Source organism: Pseudomonas sp. Irchel 3F6 (genome assembly GCF_900187595.1).
In the GTDB taxonomy this organism is placed as follows: domain Bacteria; phylum Pseudomonadota; class Gammaproteobacteria; order Pseudomonadales; family Pseudomonadaceae; genus Aquipseudomonas; species Aquipseudomonas siliginis.
In genome coordinates, this window is the sequence record NZ_FYDP01000002.1 from 1,078,112 (window position 1) to 1,095,015 (window position 16,904).

Sequence of the window (16,904 nt, forward strand, 5' to 3'; positions counted from 1 at the left end):
AACTCGGTCTGAATGTGGGAGCGAGCCTGCTCGCGAAGCTTTCAGGGTCAGAAGTGGAACTTGACCAGGAAGCTTGTGGTGCTCTGATCGGTCTTGAAGTACTGGCTGTCCTTGATCCCGTACTTGTCCGACCAGTAGTCGTACTCGACACCGACATACAACTGCTTCTCGCCGAAATTCAGCGCCTTGCCCAAGTCGTATTTGACCTGCGGGTTGAAGTGCAGGTTGGCGTGGTAGTCGCCCTTGGAATTGGAGTCGTTGTCGACCACCCAGTCCATGAAACCGTCGATGAGGATGTTCGATTTACCCACCGGGATGGTGTAGGACCACACCGGGGTGATCTGCCAGACATTGTCACCGGCGCGTGCGCCCTGGGTGTGACGCTGGTAGAAGTTCAGCTGGAAGTAATCGAAGCCTGGAATCGCCAGGTCGAAGCCCGGACCGATCAGGTACGACTCGGTATCGCCTTCACCGAACTCGTAGGTCATGGCCAGCAACACGTCAGTCACCGGACCAAAGGCCAGTTTCTGATCGAGGATCTTGCCGAACGACAGGCGCGGGCTGAGCTCGCCGTAGTAGGTGTTGGAGCCGACGCCGCCATCATCCTTGCCGTTGTAGAAGATCTTGTCGATGAACAGGAAGTTGTCCCCATACTTCCAGGCATCGGCGTGCTCGAAGGTCACGGTCTGCTGAATGCGCGGGTTGACCTGGAAGTCCTTGCCATACAGGTAGGTCAGGCTGTTGTTCTGCCACTGCAGCAGGCCTTCGGCCATCGCCTGGCCGCCGGCGAACATCGATCCGGCCAGCATCAGGCTGGTGCACATACGTTTCATTCGGTTGCTCCCAAAGTAGGTGTTCCACGTTATTTTTTTAAGATCGGCGCTCTGATGTGGCGCCTTTTTTCGTACCGCAAATTTCATCCGATCGGTCAGCTTTGAATGCTGGTAGCAAAAGCTGCGCCAAGGCTTTTGAAAAACCAAAAAACGCCCGTTCGGCTGCTGAAAAACAGTCGACGAGCGTGTTTTCGGGATGCCTCAGGACTGACCGCAGCCGGGATAAGTTGGCTTTTCGGTCAGAAATTGAATTCAGGCTTTTTTTTAGAGCGAATTCGGAAGGCCGCGGAGAATACTGACTCCTCGGCCAACGCTCAAGTGCCCCGCAACAGAGCACCGACGGCAGGCATGGCGCACGGTTGCGGGCCATCTCAGAAGTGCACCTTCAGCAGCAGGCTGGCGGTGTTCTGGTTGGTATCGAACGCGTGGCTGTTTTCAATGCCGTATTTGTTCTTCCAGTAGCTGTACTCGGTGCCGACGTATACCTGTTTCTGGCTCCAGCCCATGGCTTTGCCGAGGTCGTATTTGATCTGCGGATTGATGTGCAGGTTGGCGTGGTAGGTGCCGCGCGAGTTTTCGTCGTTGTCGACGACCCAGTCGAGGTAGCCGTCGATCAGCACATCGGAATTGCCCAGCGCAAAGCTGTAGGACCACGCGGGGGTGATCTGCCAGACACCATCGCCGGGCCGCGGGCCTTCGGTCTGGCGGCGGAAAATGTTCAGGGTGACGTAGTTGAAGCCGGGCACTTTCAGGTCGAAGCCGGGGCCGATCAGATAGGCCTCCGTTTCGCCTTCGCCGTACTCGTAGGTCATCGCCAACAGCACATCCTTGATCGGGCCGAACTCGATCTTGCGGTCGAGGATCTTGCCGAAGGACAGACGCGGGGTGAACTCGCCGTAGAAGGTATGCGGCCCTTTGTTCGGGTCTTCCTTGCCGTTGTAGAAGATCTTGTCGACGAACAGAAAGTTGTCACCGTACTTCCACTTGTCGGCGTGCTCGAAGGTGACCGTCTGCTGATACGACGGGTTGATCGCGAAATTCTTGCCGTACAGATAGCTGAGGCTGTTGCTCTGCCACAGCAGCAGATCGCCGGCCATGGCCTGACTCGCGGCCAGCAGGCCGCCACTCAACAGAACGTTGCTTTGCGTGCGGATCATCTGTTGCTTCCTGTTGTTTTTATTGTTTGAGGCACAAGCAGTTGCGTAGTCCCTGTGGGAGCGAGCCTGCTCGCGAAGCGGTTGTGTCAGTCGCCATCAATGTTGAATGACACAGCGCTTTCGCGAGCAGGCTCGCTCCCACAGGTGGTGTGGTGGTTTCAATCAGTGAGCATGGCAATCATTGATCGCCGCACGCTCCTTGCCGCCGAGGATGTTGAACAGCAGGTTCAGCGTCAGCGCGCTGAGGGTGGCCATGGCGATGCCGCTGTGGGTGATCGGGCTCATCCACATGGGCAAGTGGGCGAAGAATTCCGGACGTACCACCGGGATCAGGCCCATGCCGATGCTTACCGCGACCAGCAACTGATTGCGGCGGTCACCGATGTCCGCCTCTTGGAGGATCTTGATGCCAGTGGCGGCGACCATGCCGAACATCGCAATCGCCGCGCCGCCCAGCACCGCCGGTGGAATCGATGCCACCAGAAACGCCGCTTTCGGCAACAGGCTGAGGACGATCAGCAGACCGCCGGCAACGATGGTCACCGAACGGCAGCGCACACCGGTCATCTGCACCAAGCCGATGTTCTGCGCGAACGAGGAGTGGGTGAAGGTGTTGAAGAAACCGGCGAAGAACGACGCGCCGGCATCGCACAACAAGCCACGACGGAGCATGCGCGGGCAGACTTCCTGGCCGGTGATCTTGCCCAGCGCGAGAAACATCCCGGTGGACTCGACGAAGATGATCACCACCACCAGACACATCGACAGAATCGGTGCCAGCTCGAATTTCGGCATGCCGAAATGCAGCGGGGTGACGAACTGAATCCACGGTGCGCTGGCCATGCCGCTGAGGTCGACCATGCCGATCGCGCCGCACAGTACGTAGCCCAGACACATGCCGATCAGTACCGAAATATTGACCCAGAATCCGCGCATGAAGCGGTGAACCAGCAGAATGGTCGCCAGCACCAGCGCAGCGATGGCCAGATAAATCGGCGATCCGAATTGCGCGGCGTCGACCCCGCCACCGGCCCAGTTCACGGCCACGGGGAACAGCGATAAACCGATCGAGGTGATGACCGTGCCGGTCACCAGCGGCGGGAAGAAGCGCACGACCTTGGACATGAACGGCGCGATCAGCATGCCGAAGAAACCGGCAGCTATCGTCGCACCGAAGATGCCTTGCAGACCGATGCCGGGCATGCCGGCCATGGCCACCATGCTGCCGACCGCAGCGAAACTGGCACCCATCATCACCGGCATGCGAATGCCCATCGGGCCGATGCCGAGCGACTGCACGATAGTGGCGATGCCGGCGACGAGCAGGTCGGCGTTGATCAGGAAGGCGATTTCTTCACGACTCAGGCCAGCGGCCTGTCCGATGATCAGCGGCACCGCGATGGCACCGCCGTACATCAGCAGAACATGTTGCAGACCGACCAGGATCAGTTGCAAAAGGGGCAAACGCTGAATGGCGGGTGCGTCGGGGATGCGCGCTTTGGACAGCTCGGACATGCAACACCTCGGATCTTTTTTATTCTTGTGATTAACAGCTGCCGGGTTGCTTGCAGCTGTTTCTTTGCATCAGGCAGACCGCGGAGCGGCCATTCGCGGGCAAGCCCGCTCCCACACAGGCTATGCAAAACCCTGTGGGAGCTGGCTTGCCAGCGATGCTTTTAACGATTAATTGGTTTGCGCTCCCTGGGCAATCCAGGCACCGATCAGGTCACGTTCCTGCTGGGTCATCTGGGTGATATTGCCCAGTGGCATGATCTGCGTGGTGATGGCTTGCGCCTGAATGCGCGCGGCGTTCTGGCGGATCTGCTCGGGGGTGTCGAACATCACACCGGCCGGGGCTGCGCTGAACAACGGGCTGGTCGGCTTGGACGAATGGCACACCGTGCAACGCTCTTGAATCACGTTGTGCACCTTGTCGAAACCGGGGCCGGCATTGGAGGCTTGCGCGGGTGCCGCCGCAGGGGCTGCGGGTGCCGCAGGTTGCGCCGCTTCGGCCGGTTTCGCGCCACCGCCCAGTGCCGTTTCCGGCAGCGGTTGGTACTCGATTTTCGCCGGTGCCTTGGCCACTTCAGGTGCGCTCGACATCGGCGCCGGGCCAGTGACGTAGGCCAGGCAGATCATGCCCACCGCTGCCACCGGCAGGGTCCAGGCAAACTTGTGGCTGTCGTGACGGGTGTTGAAGTAGTGACGCACCAACACCGCCAACACTGCGATCCCGGCGAGGATCAACCAGTTGTACTGGCTGCCGTAAGTGCTCGGGAAGTGGTTGCTGATCATGATGAACAGCACTGGCAGGGTGAAGTAGTTGTTGTGTCGCGAACGCAGCAAGCCTTTGGCCGGCAGTGCCGGATCCGGCGTGCGGTTCTCGGCGATCGCCGCGACCAGTGCCCGTTGCGCCGGCATGATGATGCGGAACACGTTACCGACCATGATGGTGCCGATGATCGCGCCAACGTGCAGGTACGCACCCCGACCGCTGAACACTTTGCTGAAGCCATAGGCGGCGGCAATGATCAGCACGAACAGGATGAAGCCGAGCAGGGCGGGTTTCTTGCCCAGGGCCGAATCGCAGAGGAAGTCGTAGACAAACCAGCCGACGATCAACGAGCCGATACCGATGGCCACGCCTTCAGGACCGCTGAGGCCACTGCCGGGTGCCACGAGGTAGAGCACCGGATTGGAGTAGAACACCACGCACAGCAGCGCGATCCCCGACATCCAGGTCAAGTAGGCTTCCCACTTGAACCAGTGCAGGTTGTCCGGCATGGACGGTGGGGCCAGTTTGTATTTTTCCAGGTGGTAGATGCCGCCGCCGTGGATCGCCCACAGATCACCGGCCAGACCGGTTTTCGGGTTGACGCGGTTGAGGTTGTTCTCCAGCCAGACGAAGTAGAACGACGCGCCGATCCAGGCCACGCCAGTGATCATGTGAACCCAGCGCACGCTCAGGTTCAGCCATTCCAACAGATGTGCTTCCACAGTCTTTACCTCTCGCCTGTCACTCTTGTTGTCGAGTGATCAGACCTTCTCTTATTGGTGGGGGGCGAGGATCAACCGCTCATCCTCTTTGAAAAAATGCTCATCGCAGTTATTGCCTGTGCCACTGCGATCAACCACCAGGAAGTCATCCCGCTTTTCGATCGTCAGCACCGGGTGGTGCCAGACGCCGCGATGGTAATTGATGCCCTGCCTGCCGTTGGTGACGAAGGCGCGGACCAAGCCTGATACAGGTTCATCGCCAACTGGCGCGACCACGATCAGAAAGGGGTTGCCGAGCAGCGGTATGAAAGCCTGGCTGCCCAGCGGATGGCGTTCCAGCATGCAAACGGTCAGCGGCATGTCCTGCGCATCGGCGCGGAAAATGCTGATGATCGCGTTGTCCTCAGGCGTCGCGGTTTCGACCGTCGCCAGTTTGTGGAAGCGCATGGTCGAACCGTTGTTGATCATGAAGTGATCGCTGCCGTCGGTTTCGATCACGTCACCGAAAGGGGCGAAGGCTTCTTTGGTCAGCGGTTCAATCGTCAATGTGCGCATGCTGTTCTTCTTTTCGTTGAGTGATCGTTCCCACGCTCTGCGTGGGAATGCAGCCCGTGACGCTCCGCGTCACATCCAAAGCGGACGCAGAGCGTCCAGTGATGCATTCCCACGCAGAGCGTGGGAACGATCATTGCAGTGTTATTTAGCGACCTTGCCCAATACACGCAGGCGACTCACGCCACCATCCGGGAACACGTTCAGGCGGATGTGGGTGATCGGGCCGAGTGCCTTGATCTGCTCGACGAAGGTGTGTTCGGCGTGCATTTCCAGCTTCTGGCTTGGTAGCAGTTCGCGCCAGAACAGCGACTGGGTTTCGATCTGGCTGTCGGTGCCGCCCTTGACGAACGCGCCCTGGATCGAGCAGGTGTCCGGGTAGTTGCCTTTGAAGTGCAGGGTGTCGACGACGATTTTTTCGATCTCGCCCGGATGACCCAGCGCGACGATTACCCAGTCATTGCCCGGCGTGCGACGACGCGCGGTTTCCCAGCCGTCGCCCATGTTGATGCCGCGGCCCGGGTTGAGGATGTTGCTCATGCGGCCGAAGTGTTCGTCGGAGCAGGCGAGGGCGCGGCCACCGTTAAGGGCTGCTGCCAAGTCCACTTGCTCGTTGTCGCCCACAGCGGACCAGTCGCGGAACGGAATGCCGTACACGCGCAGACGGGCAACACCGCCGTCCGGGTAGATGTTGAAGCGCAGGTGGCTGAACGCTTTGTCGTTGCTGATTTCATGGTAGTGGTGGCTGTTGCCCTGCAGCTCGACGGCCGACAGCACTTCGGTCCACTGGGTGTTTTCATCCGGCTCGCCCGAGGCCAGGAAGCACGCTTCCAGCGAGGCCGACGGCGGATAGTTGCCGGTGAAGAATGAAGTGTCGATGTCCACGCCTTTGATCGAGCCCGGTACGCCCAGACGGATCACCGCGCTGTCGTAACCTTCGAAGCGCTTGCGGCGCGACTCCCAGCCGTCCATCCACTTGCCGTTGTCATCGAACACGCCCTCCTTCCATACGGCCGGGGTCGGTTGGAACAGACGATTGGCGTCTGCGAACCAGTCATCGGTGACCGAAATGATCTTGGTGCCCAGACGGGCGTCGGCCAGGTTGACGTATTTTTCGAAAGGTACGGCGTAAGCTTTCATTCTTCTTGTCTGCCTTTGATAAGTTGGCTGGGGATGCTCGCAGGGCCCTGGGCGTTTGCGCGTTCATTCACGCTCGGGCCAGGCTTGCTAAAGAGTCAGTAAACGGAACAGGGCAATCTTGTTGATCTCCGCCAGCGCGCATTTGAACTCGGCTTCCACCGAATTGTTGATGCGCGTTTCGAACGCCGCGAGGATCTGATGCCGGTTGCTGCCTTTTACCGCCATGATGAAGGGAAACTTGAACTTGGCTTTGTAGGCGTCGTTCAGCTCGGTGAAGCGCTGGAACTCTTCGGCCGTGCATTGGTGAATACCGGCGCCAGCCTGTTCATTGGTGCTGGCTTCGGTCAGTTGGCCCTGGACGGCAGCTTTGCCGGCCAAGTCCGGGTGAGCGTTGATCAGGGCCAGCTGGCTGGCATGATCGGCGCTCAACAGGATATCGCTCATGCGCTGGTGCAGGGTTTCGATCTCGTCGATCGAAGCGTCCGCACCGAGGTCGTAGGCCTTTTCGGCCACCCATGGCGAATGTTCGTAGATGTCGGCGAAGGCTTTGACGAAAGCGTCGCGGCTCAGGGTCGACGGTTGCAGGGTTTGAAAGCGGCTCATTTTGCAGTCCCTTGGTACGGGTGGGTTTCTTGCCAGTGACGCGCGATGTCGACGCGACGGCTGAACCACACCTGTTCATGACTTTTGGCGTATTCGATAAAGCGCTTTAGCGAAGCGAGGCGACCAGGACGGCCGATCAGGCGGCAGTGCAGACCGATCGAGAGCATTTTCGGCGCCTCGGCACCTTCGGCGTAAAGCACGTCGAAGGCGTCTTTGAGGTATTCGAAGAAATCGTCACCCTTGTTGAAACCCTGCACTTGCGTGAAGCGCATGTCGTTGGTGTCGAGGGTGTAGGGGATCACCAGATGCGGCTTGCCGGTCGGGTTGTTCGGTTCCCAGTAGGGCAGGTCGTCGTCGTAGGTGTCGCAGTCGTAGAGGAAACCGCCTTCTTCCATGACCAGGCGACGGGTATTCGGCCCGGTACGGCCGGTGTACCAGCCCAGCGGACGTTCGCCAGTCAGTTCGGTGAGGATGCGGATCGCTTCGAGCATGTGCTCGCGTTCCTGCGCTTCGTCCATGTACTGGTAGTCGATCCAGCGGTAGCCGTGGCTGCAGATTTCGTGGCCGGCCTCGACCATCGCACGGATTACGTCCGGGTGACGCTGGGCGGCCATGGCCACGGCGAAGATGGTCAGCGGAATATCGAATTCCTTGAACAGCTTCAAAATGCGCCAGACGCCGGCGCGGCTGCCATACTCGTAAAGCGATTCCATGCTCATGTTGCGCGCGCCCTGCAGCGGCTGGGCAGCGACCATCTCGGAGAGGAAGGCTTCGGATTCCTTGTCGCCGTGCAGAATATTGCGCTCGCCACCTTCTTCGTAATTGAGCACGAAGGACAGGGCGATCCGGGCATTGCCCGGCCAGTGTGGGTGAGGAGGGTTACTGCCGTAACCGATCAGGTCGCGTGGGTAGTCAGCGCTCACTGCAGTCTTCCTTCTTGTACGTTGACAGATTGGTGTGGCGGCCTGGCAGGCTGGCGTCACAGCGATGGGCTGATTGTATACAACTTTATTTACATTTTGTAAGCCTGAATTTTCGCATTTTTCACCGGCTGTCATCTTTTGCTGTTAATGGTTCCGGCCTGCAAGAAACCTGCCTGACCAGTCAGCTAATAAATAGAAGGTTCAATGATCAGGCGCTTTGGCTACAGATTGGCGATAAAGGCCCGGATGGCGGGGGTGAGGCGAAAAATGTCGTTTTTATTGTGTACAATTTTTTTGAAAAGTGTCTTAATCAGTCGCTCGCCGCAGCGTTTCGTGCTCCGAAACGGTGCGGTCTCCTTTTCAACTGACTTCGGGAGGCGCGAGGTCTGACCGCTTGTTGCGGCCAGGCGCGCAGAATCAATGGGACGTTTGACAACACACGTTTTGGACGCTGCACACGGTTGCCCGGGCAGCTCGATCAAGGTCGAGCTGTACCGCGTTGAAGGTTCGCACCTGGAATTGGTCGCCAGTGCGACAACCAACAGCGATGGCCGGGTCGATGCGCCGTTGCTGCAAGGCGATGATTACCGCACCGGGGTTTATCAGGTGCAGTTCCATGCCGGCGATTACTACCGCGCCCGGGGCGTGCAACTGCCCGAGCCGGCCTTCCTGGACGTGGTGGTGCTGCGTTTCGGCATCTCCGCCGAGCAGGAGCACTACCACGTGCCCCTGCTGATTTCGCCTTACAGCTATTCCACGTATCGGGGCAGCTGACCCCCAAGCAGCTGCCCCCACCGGGAAGCGACTGCGCATATAGCTTCTTTGGTCTTTCGCCCGCTCACACTGCGGGCTTTTTTTATGCCTGTTTACAGCTCAACTGCCGGTGCAGGCGGGTAGCGGCTCAGCGCTCGCGGATAATGAATACCGAATCTGGCGTGGACGCGACCTTCAATACGCCCCCGATCAGCCATACCACTTTGTTCTGCGCGGCTGCATCGGTCAGCGCCTTGAAGGCGTCCTGACCGATTCTGGCGGGCAAGCCCGGTTCCGCCAGTTCGTTGCCAGGCACATGAGTCAGGCCGGCCTGACTGATCGCACCCAGTTTCAAAAAGAAGATCTGATCGTGACCGGCTCGTTTGAAGACCAGCGTCGGCATTCTGTGCTCATAAGTCAGTGGAAACAGCTCGTAACCACAGCCGACCAGCAACGCGCCGAGCAATCGCCGCAGATTCAGATCCGAGGGATAGGTCTTGTAATGATTCCAGGCGGAGGGGAAATGCTGCGGATCGAAGCTCAGGCGTTGCAATTCGCTGTCGGTCTGGGAAGGCATCGGAATAAGCCGTTTGCTTCCCAGGTCGATGTCCGGCGCAACTGCGAGCATGTTCAGCGGGTCGGCAAAATCTGGAGCTGTGGAAAACGGCAGTTGTTTCCACTGATGCAGAACGGCCTGGACATTGATCAATCCGGTGCCGGTAATCGTCTCGGAGTGATCGGCGAGTTCGAACAACCTGCGGGCGACGGCCCTTGCTGTTGCTTCAGAGAAATCGGGGAACGCGCGAGCGACGGACGTTGATATCGGCTCTTCAAAAAAACGTTTGCCCGGATGGACCTCACCCGGATCACTGCCGATGCGAAAAGTCGCTACCGGCTGTCGCTCGGGCATGTTTATCAGCATGCTTTCGAAAGTATTGAAATCTGTCGGGACAAACTCGGGATGACATACGAAATACACTTTGGGTGTCGTGTTCGAGCCGACAGGGACGATTGGATAATGCAGCCAGCCAAGCTGTACCGATTCGATGTGCACAGGTTTGTTCAGGTGCCCCCAGGGCAGCCAGAAATACGGGGTCAGCTCCTCAGGCGGAGTCGTGGCTTTCGACGCGGTAAGTGTTTCTGTGGCCTCGGCAAGTCGTGGACGCTTGCTCGGGCCGGGTACTGCGTTGTCGGACTGGCTGGCTTCGGGCTTGGTACCTGATGGCTTCGTCCCGGGTGTTTTTCGCCGCCAGAAAACGGTGCCGGGGATTTGCTCGAAGAAAAGGTCGGGTGCATTGGTCGTTGAGGCAAACGCTTGTTGATATTCACCGTCCTGGTTTTTGCGCACCATGACGGTGCCGTCTACCGTGGTTACGAAGGTCTGCCTGAGTCTGTTGTAACGAAGGCCTTCTGTCGCCATTTCCGGCTTGGTCAACGTCATGGCGTCGGCCGGCGAGATGTATGAGGGCAAGTGTGGCGTGGAGGACGCAGGCCGGTTGGAGGGCCTCGCGGGCCGCTGGATTTGCCAGATCGCCTGACCCTCGGTTCGCGTCAGAGGCAGGCCGGGCACGCCGGGCGCGAAGGTCAGTGGCACATGGTAGTTGCCTTGCCCGTCCTGCTCGACGACAAACTGGCCTTCATTGGCGATTTGAGCGTAGGTGCGCTGATCCGGTCCAGTGAACAAGCCATCGTTTTGCGTCACCGGCACCAATTCGTGGAAACGCTCTTGCGGCCAGGCGATTGCGTTCCGAGTGGCGCTGAAATCATGCGCTGCATCTGGCAACGCATGAAGGCTGACCGTGGGCACTGCGTTGGCTGCGGCAGAGGTGGCTGGCGCTTGGCTGATCGCCGGCGAATCGATGCCCAGGAGCAGGGCGTCAGGCATGTCCAGGCCCACATTTTTGACGAGGGGCGGTGATACGGGATGTGTGGCATCGGGCGAATCGGGCGATTTTATGGTCGGGATTTTTTTGGGTGATTTGGCCATGGGAAATACTCGGAAAAAGAGCGCGCAGACGCGTGCGGGTGCCGCGTAGACAGTACGCTGATAAAAAAAGGGTGTTTGTTGACGGGTTACCGCGAATTACGCGGGAGGCACTTTCATCAGCGAAACAGGGCGGAAAATGTTGGTCTGGTGACTGCAGCGATTCACTACTCTTAACGCAGACTTTTCGATGCGGGATTTGTCGGCACGCAATACCCAGCCATGGGCGGCCAGGTTGTAGCCCACGCGCGCGGTTTCGTCGTTGACGCAGATAACGTTCCAGACTTTGACTTCGTCGTTGGCCAATGCGGCAAGATATGGCGGGAGCGCTTTTGAGGCGTCGGGCTCTTCGAAAAAACGTGCATCAAGCCCATCCAGATAAATGCGATCAAAGACCAGATCGACCGTGTGCACAACTCCACCGGTTGTAATAACGCGGATTTGATCTATCAGATCTTCGCTTCCATAGACCGGCAGATAAAAAGTGGTGGTGCCGATGGAGAGCCGGTTTTCTTCCAGCCTTATTTCGACCTTGCCGAGCTGCGTTGCATCAAGTTCCCAAGTGGATGAATAGGGCAGGCGAACTTTGGCATCGGCAAGTGCGCCGGGAGTCGAGAGTTTGATGGTCATGTCCGGGAGTACGTGGATGAGATAACTCGAACCTTCTCCTTCGTAGTTGTCCATGTCGGTTTGCACGGCCAGTCGAATCGGCGTTGCGCAAACTCTTGTACGGCCCATCGGTTCAGCTGCTTTTTCAGCCAGATTGTGAAAGTAACGCTGAGAGCGAACCTCGAGCGGCAGTTTCATCTGGGTCACCCAATCCCGCGATACCGTGAAATCCGTAAATGCAGGTGCGATTTCGGTTTGCGCTGTAAGCTCGGCATCTGCAACGACACCGTCCTTGAAAATCAATACGTAACGGCTGAACGGACGAACAGCCATGGTGCGCAGGATCTTCGTAATATTGTCGTGATCGTCTTCGTTACGCGCAGCGGAGTAATAATTGAGCTTGATGCTTTTCGCGCCGAAGTGATAGACGAGATGGCAACCAACAGTCAGGTGATATGACTTGGGTTTGTCCGAGAAAAAATGCGCCTCCGCTTTTGTCAGCTCGTCGCTGCGGAAATCCAGATATATCCGGGTAATGACATCAGAACGTAAAACTGCGTAAAAAGTGGTTGTCTTGCCGGTTCTCGGGACGTAATAGGCAGCGGGTTTGCGGTGGCGGATCCAGCATTCCGCTGCATAAATAATGATCGGGTTTACCGGTTTTCCACGTTTGAGGAAGATTTCGGTTATTTCTACGGTGTGGCCGTCCGGAATGGTGTCTGGCAGATCAAGTCTGAAATGGAAATCATCGCTGGTTACGAAAATCAGGTTTTTGTTGCTCAGCTTTCTAGTGTGTTCGGTGTTCGTATAAACGTCATGAATGGTCAACACGTTTTTGAGGTGGTCAGACGTTTCGAAACCTGAGCGGATGACCAGGTCGTTACCCTCGATATCCCAGGATTCAATCAACTCCTTGCGCCAGTTCATAACGATGTAGCTGGTCTGTTCACCATCATCGACAATGGAAAAACGGCCCGCCACATGCGCAATGTAATATTGATCGGTGCCGGCGCCTCCCGACGCTTTTGCTCTTTCGTGGGAGAGAAATATCTGGTCGTCCCCAGCGCCAGCTTCAATGCTGTCGCTGCCCCGGGATTTGATAATGTTGTTTTGCGCGGAGCCCGTTACCACGCTTGCCGCGCGATGGACTGTCTCAACGTTTTCGATGCTGTCCAGCAAACTGTGCAGGATAGATATCCGGTTATTGTCGGCATCGACATCGCTCGTGATGATCTGCAATGTTCCAGCCAGCAGATCTACGTCATAGCCAGTTCTGTTGGTATTTCGGGAGGAGTAGCTGCCGCCGAGTACCAGTGTGTCATTTCCTGCGCCGCCGCTCAGCGTCGAATGATCTGCGACATGGCGACCCCTTTCAAGGAAGTCCGCTGCGTTCTCAAACAGGAACTGGTCATTTTCTTCGCCGCCCGAAAGTTGTTTTTTTCCTGACTTGTAATGGAAGGTGTTGGGTTTTTTTTCTACCCCTCTGATCGAGTCGTTGCCCTCGCTGATAAACCAGAGAACGTTCTTGCCCTCTGCGGCGACCCCCAACTCCGCGCCGGGTGTATCTTTTGTAACCCCTGCGCGTGCATCAATGATGTCATCGGTGCCTACCACTTCGGGGACATTGACCGATTCCCACGCATCCTGTTTGGTCCACCAGTTTCGTTTCCAGACCCGGGTTGGTTTCAGGCGCACATCGAACTTGCCGTTGACGATGGCTTCGGTGGTCTCTTTCAAGGGGCCGTCGAGCAGCGTTCTGGCGGTCTTTTTCAGTTGCAGAGAGTGCTGCAACAGTGTCTTTGCCTTGATATAGCGGTTTTGAACGCTTTGATCGACCTCCATCATGCAGAACGAAAACCAACCGCTACGCCACCGTTCATCGACAGTCAATTCAATGTAGTCATCTATATCGTCAACGATACGTACTGCGCCGTAGACCTGTGAGCCGATGGCGAGAATCGCGCCGGCTGCAAGTCCGACAGGGCCGGCAAACGAGAACCCGGCCATCGCGGCGGACCCGAGGATGACAGTCATGGCTGCACTGGTAATGCTCAGGCCAGCGCTGACGTAATGATCCATCGCTTCTTTGCCGGTGGCATTCTGAGCGGCGTTCATCGACCTCACGGCGGTAAAGATGTCGAAGGGCAGCGTCAGCATGCCGCCGACCAACCCTCCCGATCGACCCAATCTGAGTGCAAAGCGGGTTTTGGCGAAGTCCCGATAAGCACTTTGCCCGGCTGTGAGCATCTGCGTGGCTATCTTGCTCACCGCGACATCGGCCGCGATGGAGCCCAGCTCCGATACAATGCCTGCGCTGTTTATCGCTATTTCAGCAGTGTTTTCGGCTTTGATCGCATCGACAACGCCGCGAATTCCCATAAAGATGCCGAAGCCCTGGATGCCCACGCTGGAGCCCAGCGTCGCGTAACTTTTGGTCAATGCGGCCCAGCGGGGATGATGTTTGGGGACGTGCACGTGTTGCAGATCAAGCGACTGTGCGGCACTCAGAAGTTTGACAAGTTTGTCGCGGTAATTGCCGGATACAGTATCTGCAGCACTCTCCCCCAAGAGCCGGGGAGCGGTGAGCGGGCGCTGGCTGGCCATTTCAAACAGGAGCGTGGGCAACAAGTAGCTATCGCTGCCCGTTGAAGTTTTCAGGTAGTGTTCAACTTTATTGGCGTCGAACTGCAGGCTATTGATAAAAGAGCGCTTGGGGCGGCGAAAGAAACTGTTCTCGCCATTCAACGGCTGACCGTCAATGGTCGCGCCTAATCCGTCGAGTGCGGTACGGGTAATTGAAATATCGCCAATTTCCAAGGGGCCGAACACTTCGTCCACCATTTGCAACTGACTCGATTTTTCGTTAGTTCGGCTCTGATCAATGGTTGAGGGCTTGTATTCGTTGGCTTCATAGCCCAGATCCATGATTATTACGGTATCGGAAACAGGTTGCAGGTCCGCATGTATTGAAGGGTCGGTTTGTGCTGTTGCTTCGCTTATCAGTGTGGCCATTAGAACTTCCTTGTTCCGGCAATTGTCGTTAAGGCGAAGAATATTACGTTGGCTTTTCCAGAGCTGTATATCGGGGGGTTGTTGCTATCTATTGCATATCAAAGATTGAATGTTGTTCGAGTTGAATTGATTCAAAACAACACATCATCCCGCCCGAGGTCCGTTCCGGCAGGATGATCAATAGTGGCGCTTTTCAGTGGCTGCCGAGCAACGACGCGGCGCCAGCACCACCAAATAGTCCGGCACTGACCCGATTGAACCAACTCTGGCCTTTGCCGCTGCGCAGATAACGTGCGGCGCCATGGGCGCCCAGGCCATAGGCCAGCTTGCAGCACAGATCGAGCACTACCCAGGTCGCGATCATGATCAGCAATTGCGGCAGAAAAGGTTGCTCAGCGCGGAGGAACTGCGGCAGAAACGCGGCGAAAAACAGGATGTCCTTCGGATTGCTCGCACCCAGTACAAAGGCGCGTCCGAACAATGTGCGAAAGCGCGGCACCGGTGCAGCCTCAGGTACTTCGGCGCCCGTCGATGGCTGCCGCGACTGCTGCCAGCTCTGCCAGGCGAGGTAGAACAGGTACAGCGCACCGACTATTTTCAGTGCGCTGAACAACTGCTCCGAAGCCATTAGCAATGCGCCGAGGCCAAGTGCCGACGCGCTGAGCAGGCAGATCGAGGCGATCACGCCACCCAGGAACGCGGGGTACGACCGGCGCAAACCGTAATTCAGACTGTTGCTGATCATCAGCAATGACAGCGGTCCCGGGATCAGGATCACCACCAGCGCAGCGCCACTGAACAGCAGCCAGGTTTCCAGACTCATCGTATTGCTCCTTTGTTGTTATCGGGATGTGCAAAAGCCCCACCGGTGAGGGTGAGGCTGGTTTGAAGCCTGAACCGCGCAGCGTTTACAGGAAGATGAACTTGGCGATGAAGATCGCGCAGAGCACCCACAGGCTGACGGAAATTTCCTTGTACTTGCCGGTGCCGGCCTTCAACGCGACGTAAGTGATGAAGCCCAGGGCGATGCCGTCGGCGACCGAAAAGGTCAGCGGCATCATGATCGCCGTGACGATCGCCGGAATGGCGTCGGTCGCTTCGTCCCATTCGATGTGGGCCATACCGCCCATCATCAGCATCGCCACGTAGATCAGTGCACCTGCCGTGGCATAAGCGGGAATCATGCCAGCCAGCGGTGCGAAAAACATGGCCGCTATAAATAGCACACCCACGGTGACGGCGGTAAGACCAGTCCGACCACCAGCGGCCACGCCAGCGGCACTTTCCACGTAACTTGTCACAGGTGGAACCCCCACCACGGCGCCGAATACGCTGGATGCGCTGTCAGCCTTCATGGCTCGGGAAAGATTCTCGATGCGACCGTCAGCGGCGACAAGGTTGGCGCGCTGGGCCACGCCCATCAGCGTACCGGCGGTGTCGAACATGTGCACGAAGAGGAAGGCGAGCACCACGCTGATCATGCTGACGTTGAACACGCCGGCGACGTTCATTGCCATCCAGGTCGGCGCCAGGCTCGGCGGCGCGGACATGATGCCCTCGTAGTGGACCAGACCCAGGCCCCAGCCGGCGAGGGTGACGGTGATGATGCTGATCAGGATCGCACCGAACACACGGTGGTAACTGAGGATCGCGATCATCAGGAAGCAGATCGCGGCGAGCAGCGGGCCAGGTTCACGCAGCGAACCCAGCTTGATCAGCGTCGCCGGGCTGTCGACGACGATACCGGCCGTCTTCAGACCGATCAGGCCCAGAAACAGACCGACACCGGCGCCCATCGCGAACCGCAGGCTGACCGGGATACTGTTGAGCAGCCACTCGCGGATCCGCGAAAAGGTCAGGAACATGAACAGCACGCCCGAGACGAACACCGCGCCGAGGGCGGTTTCCCAGTTGTAGCCCATGGTGCCGACCACGGTGTAGGTGAAGAAGGCGTTGAGGCCCATGCCCGGTGCAAGCCCTACCGGCCAATTGGCATAGAGCCCCATCAACAGGCAACCGAGCGCAGCGGCGATGCAGGTGGCGACGAAGGCCGCACCGTGGTCGATGCCGGCATCGGCCATGATGTTCGGGTTGACGAAAATGATGTAAGCCATGGTGATGAAGGTTGTCAGACCGGCAATCAGCTCGGTCTTCACCGTGGTGCCATGCAAGCTGAGTTTGAACAGACGCTCCAGCAGGCCATTGCGTAATGGCGGCGTGAGCTCGAGCGGCGGTGCTTCGGATTTGCGGCTTTCCACAGCGAGTACTCCTCAAGAGTTTTATTGTTATTTCCAGGGCCGGACCCATGAGGGGTGGCAGCGGCCCTTTGAGGCATACGCGA

At 57.9% G+C, this 16,904-nt stretch carries 13 protein-coding genes; 1 reads left to right on the forward strand and 12 read right to left on the reverse strand.

Annotated features, from left to right (window positions below; all coding sequences use genetic code 11):
• Positions 1–47: 47 nt before the first annotated feature.
• From CKW30_RS11050 to puuE, 8 genes are all read right to left on the reverse strand, one after another.
• On the reverse strand, positions 48–833 hold the full coding sequence (locus CKW30_RS11050; RefSeq protein ID WP_095180785.1) for an outer membrane protein OmpK: 786 nt from the start codon (positions 831–833) through the stop codon (positions 48–50).
• A 371-nt stretch (positions 834–1,204) separates the two neighbouring features.
• Positions 1,205–1,990 (reverse strand): outer membrane protein OmpK, encoded by a 786-nt coding sequence (locus CKW30_RS11055; RefSeq protein WP_041479324.1) that lies wholly within the window; start codon positions 1,988–1,990, stop codon positions 1,205–1,207.
• A gap of 162 nt (positions 1,991–2,152) precedes the next feature.
• Positions 2,153–3,505 carry a nucleobase:cation symporter-2 family protein gene (locus tag CKW30_RS11060; protein ID WP_095180786.1) on the reverse strand — a complete coding sequence of 451 codons (1,353 nt, stop codon included), beginning with the start codon at positions 3,503–3,505 and terminating at the stop codon, positions 2,153–2,155.
• A 168-nt stretch (positions 3,506–3,673) separates the two neighbouring features.
• Positions 3,674–4,987 carry a urate hydroxylase PuuD gene (locus CKW30_RS11065; protein ID WP_095180787.1) on the reverse strand — a complete coding sequence of 438 codons (1,314 nt, stop codon included), beginning with the start codon at positions 4,985–4,987 and terminating at the stop codon, positions 3,674–3,676.
• Positions 4,988–5,038: 51 nt separating this feature from the next.
• Complete coding sequence (locus tag CKW30_RS11070) at positions 5,039–5,542, reverse strand: ureidoglycolate lyase (protein WP_016773758.1); 504 nt, start codon at positions 5,540–5,542, stop codon at positions 5,039–5,041.
• Between the two features lie 141 nt (positions 5,543–5,683).
• Positions 5,684–6,679, reverse strand: a complete 996-nt coding sequence (gene alc, locus CKW30_RS11075; protein ID WP_071171520.1) for an allantoicase — start codon at positions 6,677–6,679, stop codon at positions 5,684–5,686.
• An 87-nt stretch (positions 6,680–6,766) separates the two neighbouring features.
• Positions 6,767–7,282, reverse strand: a complete 516-nt coding sequence (gene uraD, locus CKW30_RS11080) for a 2-oxo-4-hydroxy-4-carboxy-5-ureidoimidazoline decarboxylase (protein ID WP_016773760.1) — start codon at positions 7,280–7,282, stop codon at positions 6,767–6,769.
• Positions 7,279–8,205 (reverse strand): allantoinase PuuE, encoded by a 927-nt coding sequence (gene puuE / locus CKW30_RS11085; protein WP_024012213.1) that lies wholly within the window; start codon positions 8,203–8,205, stop codon positions 7,279–7,281. The genes uraD and puuE overlap by 4 nt, the downstream gene beginning before the upstream one ends.
• 420 nt (positions 8,206–8,625) lie before the next feature.
• On the opposite strand from puuE, the gene uraH reads away from it, so the two are divergent.
• Positions 8,626–8,979 (forward strand): hydroxyisourate hydrolase, encoded by a 354-nt coding sequence (gene uraH / locus CKW30_RS11095; protein WP_041479332.1) that lies wholly within the window; start codon positions 8,626–8,628, stop codon positions 8,977–8,979.
• A 127-nt stretch (positions 8,980–9,106) separates the two neighbouring features.
• Here the strand turns inward: uraH and CKW30_RS11100 are convergent, their stop codons facing one another.
• From CKW30_RS11100 to CKW30_RS11115, 4 genes are all read right to left on the reverse strand, one after another.
• Positions 9,107–10,945, reverse strand: coding sequence for a hypothetical protein (locus CKW30_RS11100; protein WP_143497928.1), 1,839 nt, complete (start codon positions 10,943–10,945; stop codon positions 9,107–9,109).
• A gap of 96 nt (positions 10,946–11,041) precedes the next feature.
• The gene (locus tag CKW30_RS11105) at positions 11,042–14,563 is read right to left on the reverse strand and encodes a calcium-binding protein (protein WP_095180790.1); all 3,522 of its coding nucleotides are present in this window, start codon (positions 14,561–14,563) and stop codon (positions 11,042–11,044) included.
• A 193-nt stretch (positions 14,564–14,756) separates the two neighbouring features.
• Positions 14,757–15,386, reverse strand: a complete 630-nt coding sequence (locus tag CKW30_RS11110) for a LysE family translocator (RefSeq protein WP_041479336.1) — start codon at positions 15,384–15,386, stop codon at positions 14,757–14,759.
• Between the two features lie 85 nt (positions 15,387–15,471).
• Positions 15,472–16,821: an NCS2 family permease gene (locus CKW30_RS11115; protein WP_024012217.1), complete on the reverse strand. Its 1,350-nt coding sequence runs from the start codon at positions 16,819–16,821 to the stop codon at positions 15,472–15,474.
• Between the last annotated feature and the right edge of the window lie 83 nt (positions 16,822–16,904).

What these genes read in the sequence shown, in the direction of transcription:
- CKW30_RS11050 (WP_095180785.1), bottom strand. Translation starts at nt 833, where the DNA reads ATGAAACGTATGTGCACCAGCCTGATGCTGGCCGGATCGATGTTCGCC.
- CKW30_RS11055 (WP_041479324.1), bottom strand. Translation starts at nt 1,990, where the DNA reads ATGATCCGCACGCAAAGCAACGTTCTGTTGAGTGGCGGCCTGCTGGCC.
- CKW30_RS11060 (WP_095180786.1), bottom strand. Translation starts at nt 3,505, where the DNA reads ATGTCCGAGCTGTCCAAAGCGCGCATCCCCGACGCACCCGCCATTCAG.
- CKW30_RS11070 (WP_016773758.1), bottom strand. Translation starts at nt 5,542, where the DNA reads ATGCGCACATTGACGATTGAACCGCTGACCAAAGAAGCCTTCGCCCCT.
- alc (WP_071171520.1), bottom strand. Translation starts at nt 6,679, where the DNA reads ATGAAAGCTTACGCCGTACCTTTCGAAAAATACGTCAACCTGGCCGAC.
- uraD (WP_016773760.1), bottom strand. Translation starts at nt 7,282, where the DNA reads ATGAGCCGCTTTCAAACCCTGCAACCGTCGACCCTGAGCCGCGACGCT.
- uraH (WP_041479332.1), top strand. Translation starts at nt 8,626, where the DNA reads ATGGGACGTTTGACAACACACGTTTTGGACGCTGCACACGGTTGCCCG.
- CKW30_RS11100 (WP_143497928.1), bottom strand. Translation starts at nt 10,945, where the DNA reads ATGGCCAAATCACCCAAAAAAATCCCGACCATAAAATCGCCCGATTCG.
- CKW30_RS11105 (WP_095180790.1), bottom strand. Translation starts at nt 14,563, where the DNA reads ATGGCCACACTGATAAGCGAAGCAACAGCACAAACCGACCCTTCAATA.
- CKW30_RS11110 (WP_041479336.1), bottom strand. Translation starts at nt 15,386, where the DNA reads ATGAGTCTGGAAACCTGGCTGCTGTTCAGTGGCGCTGCGCTGGTGGTG.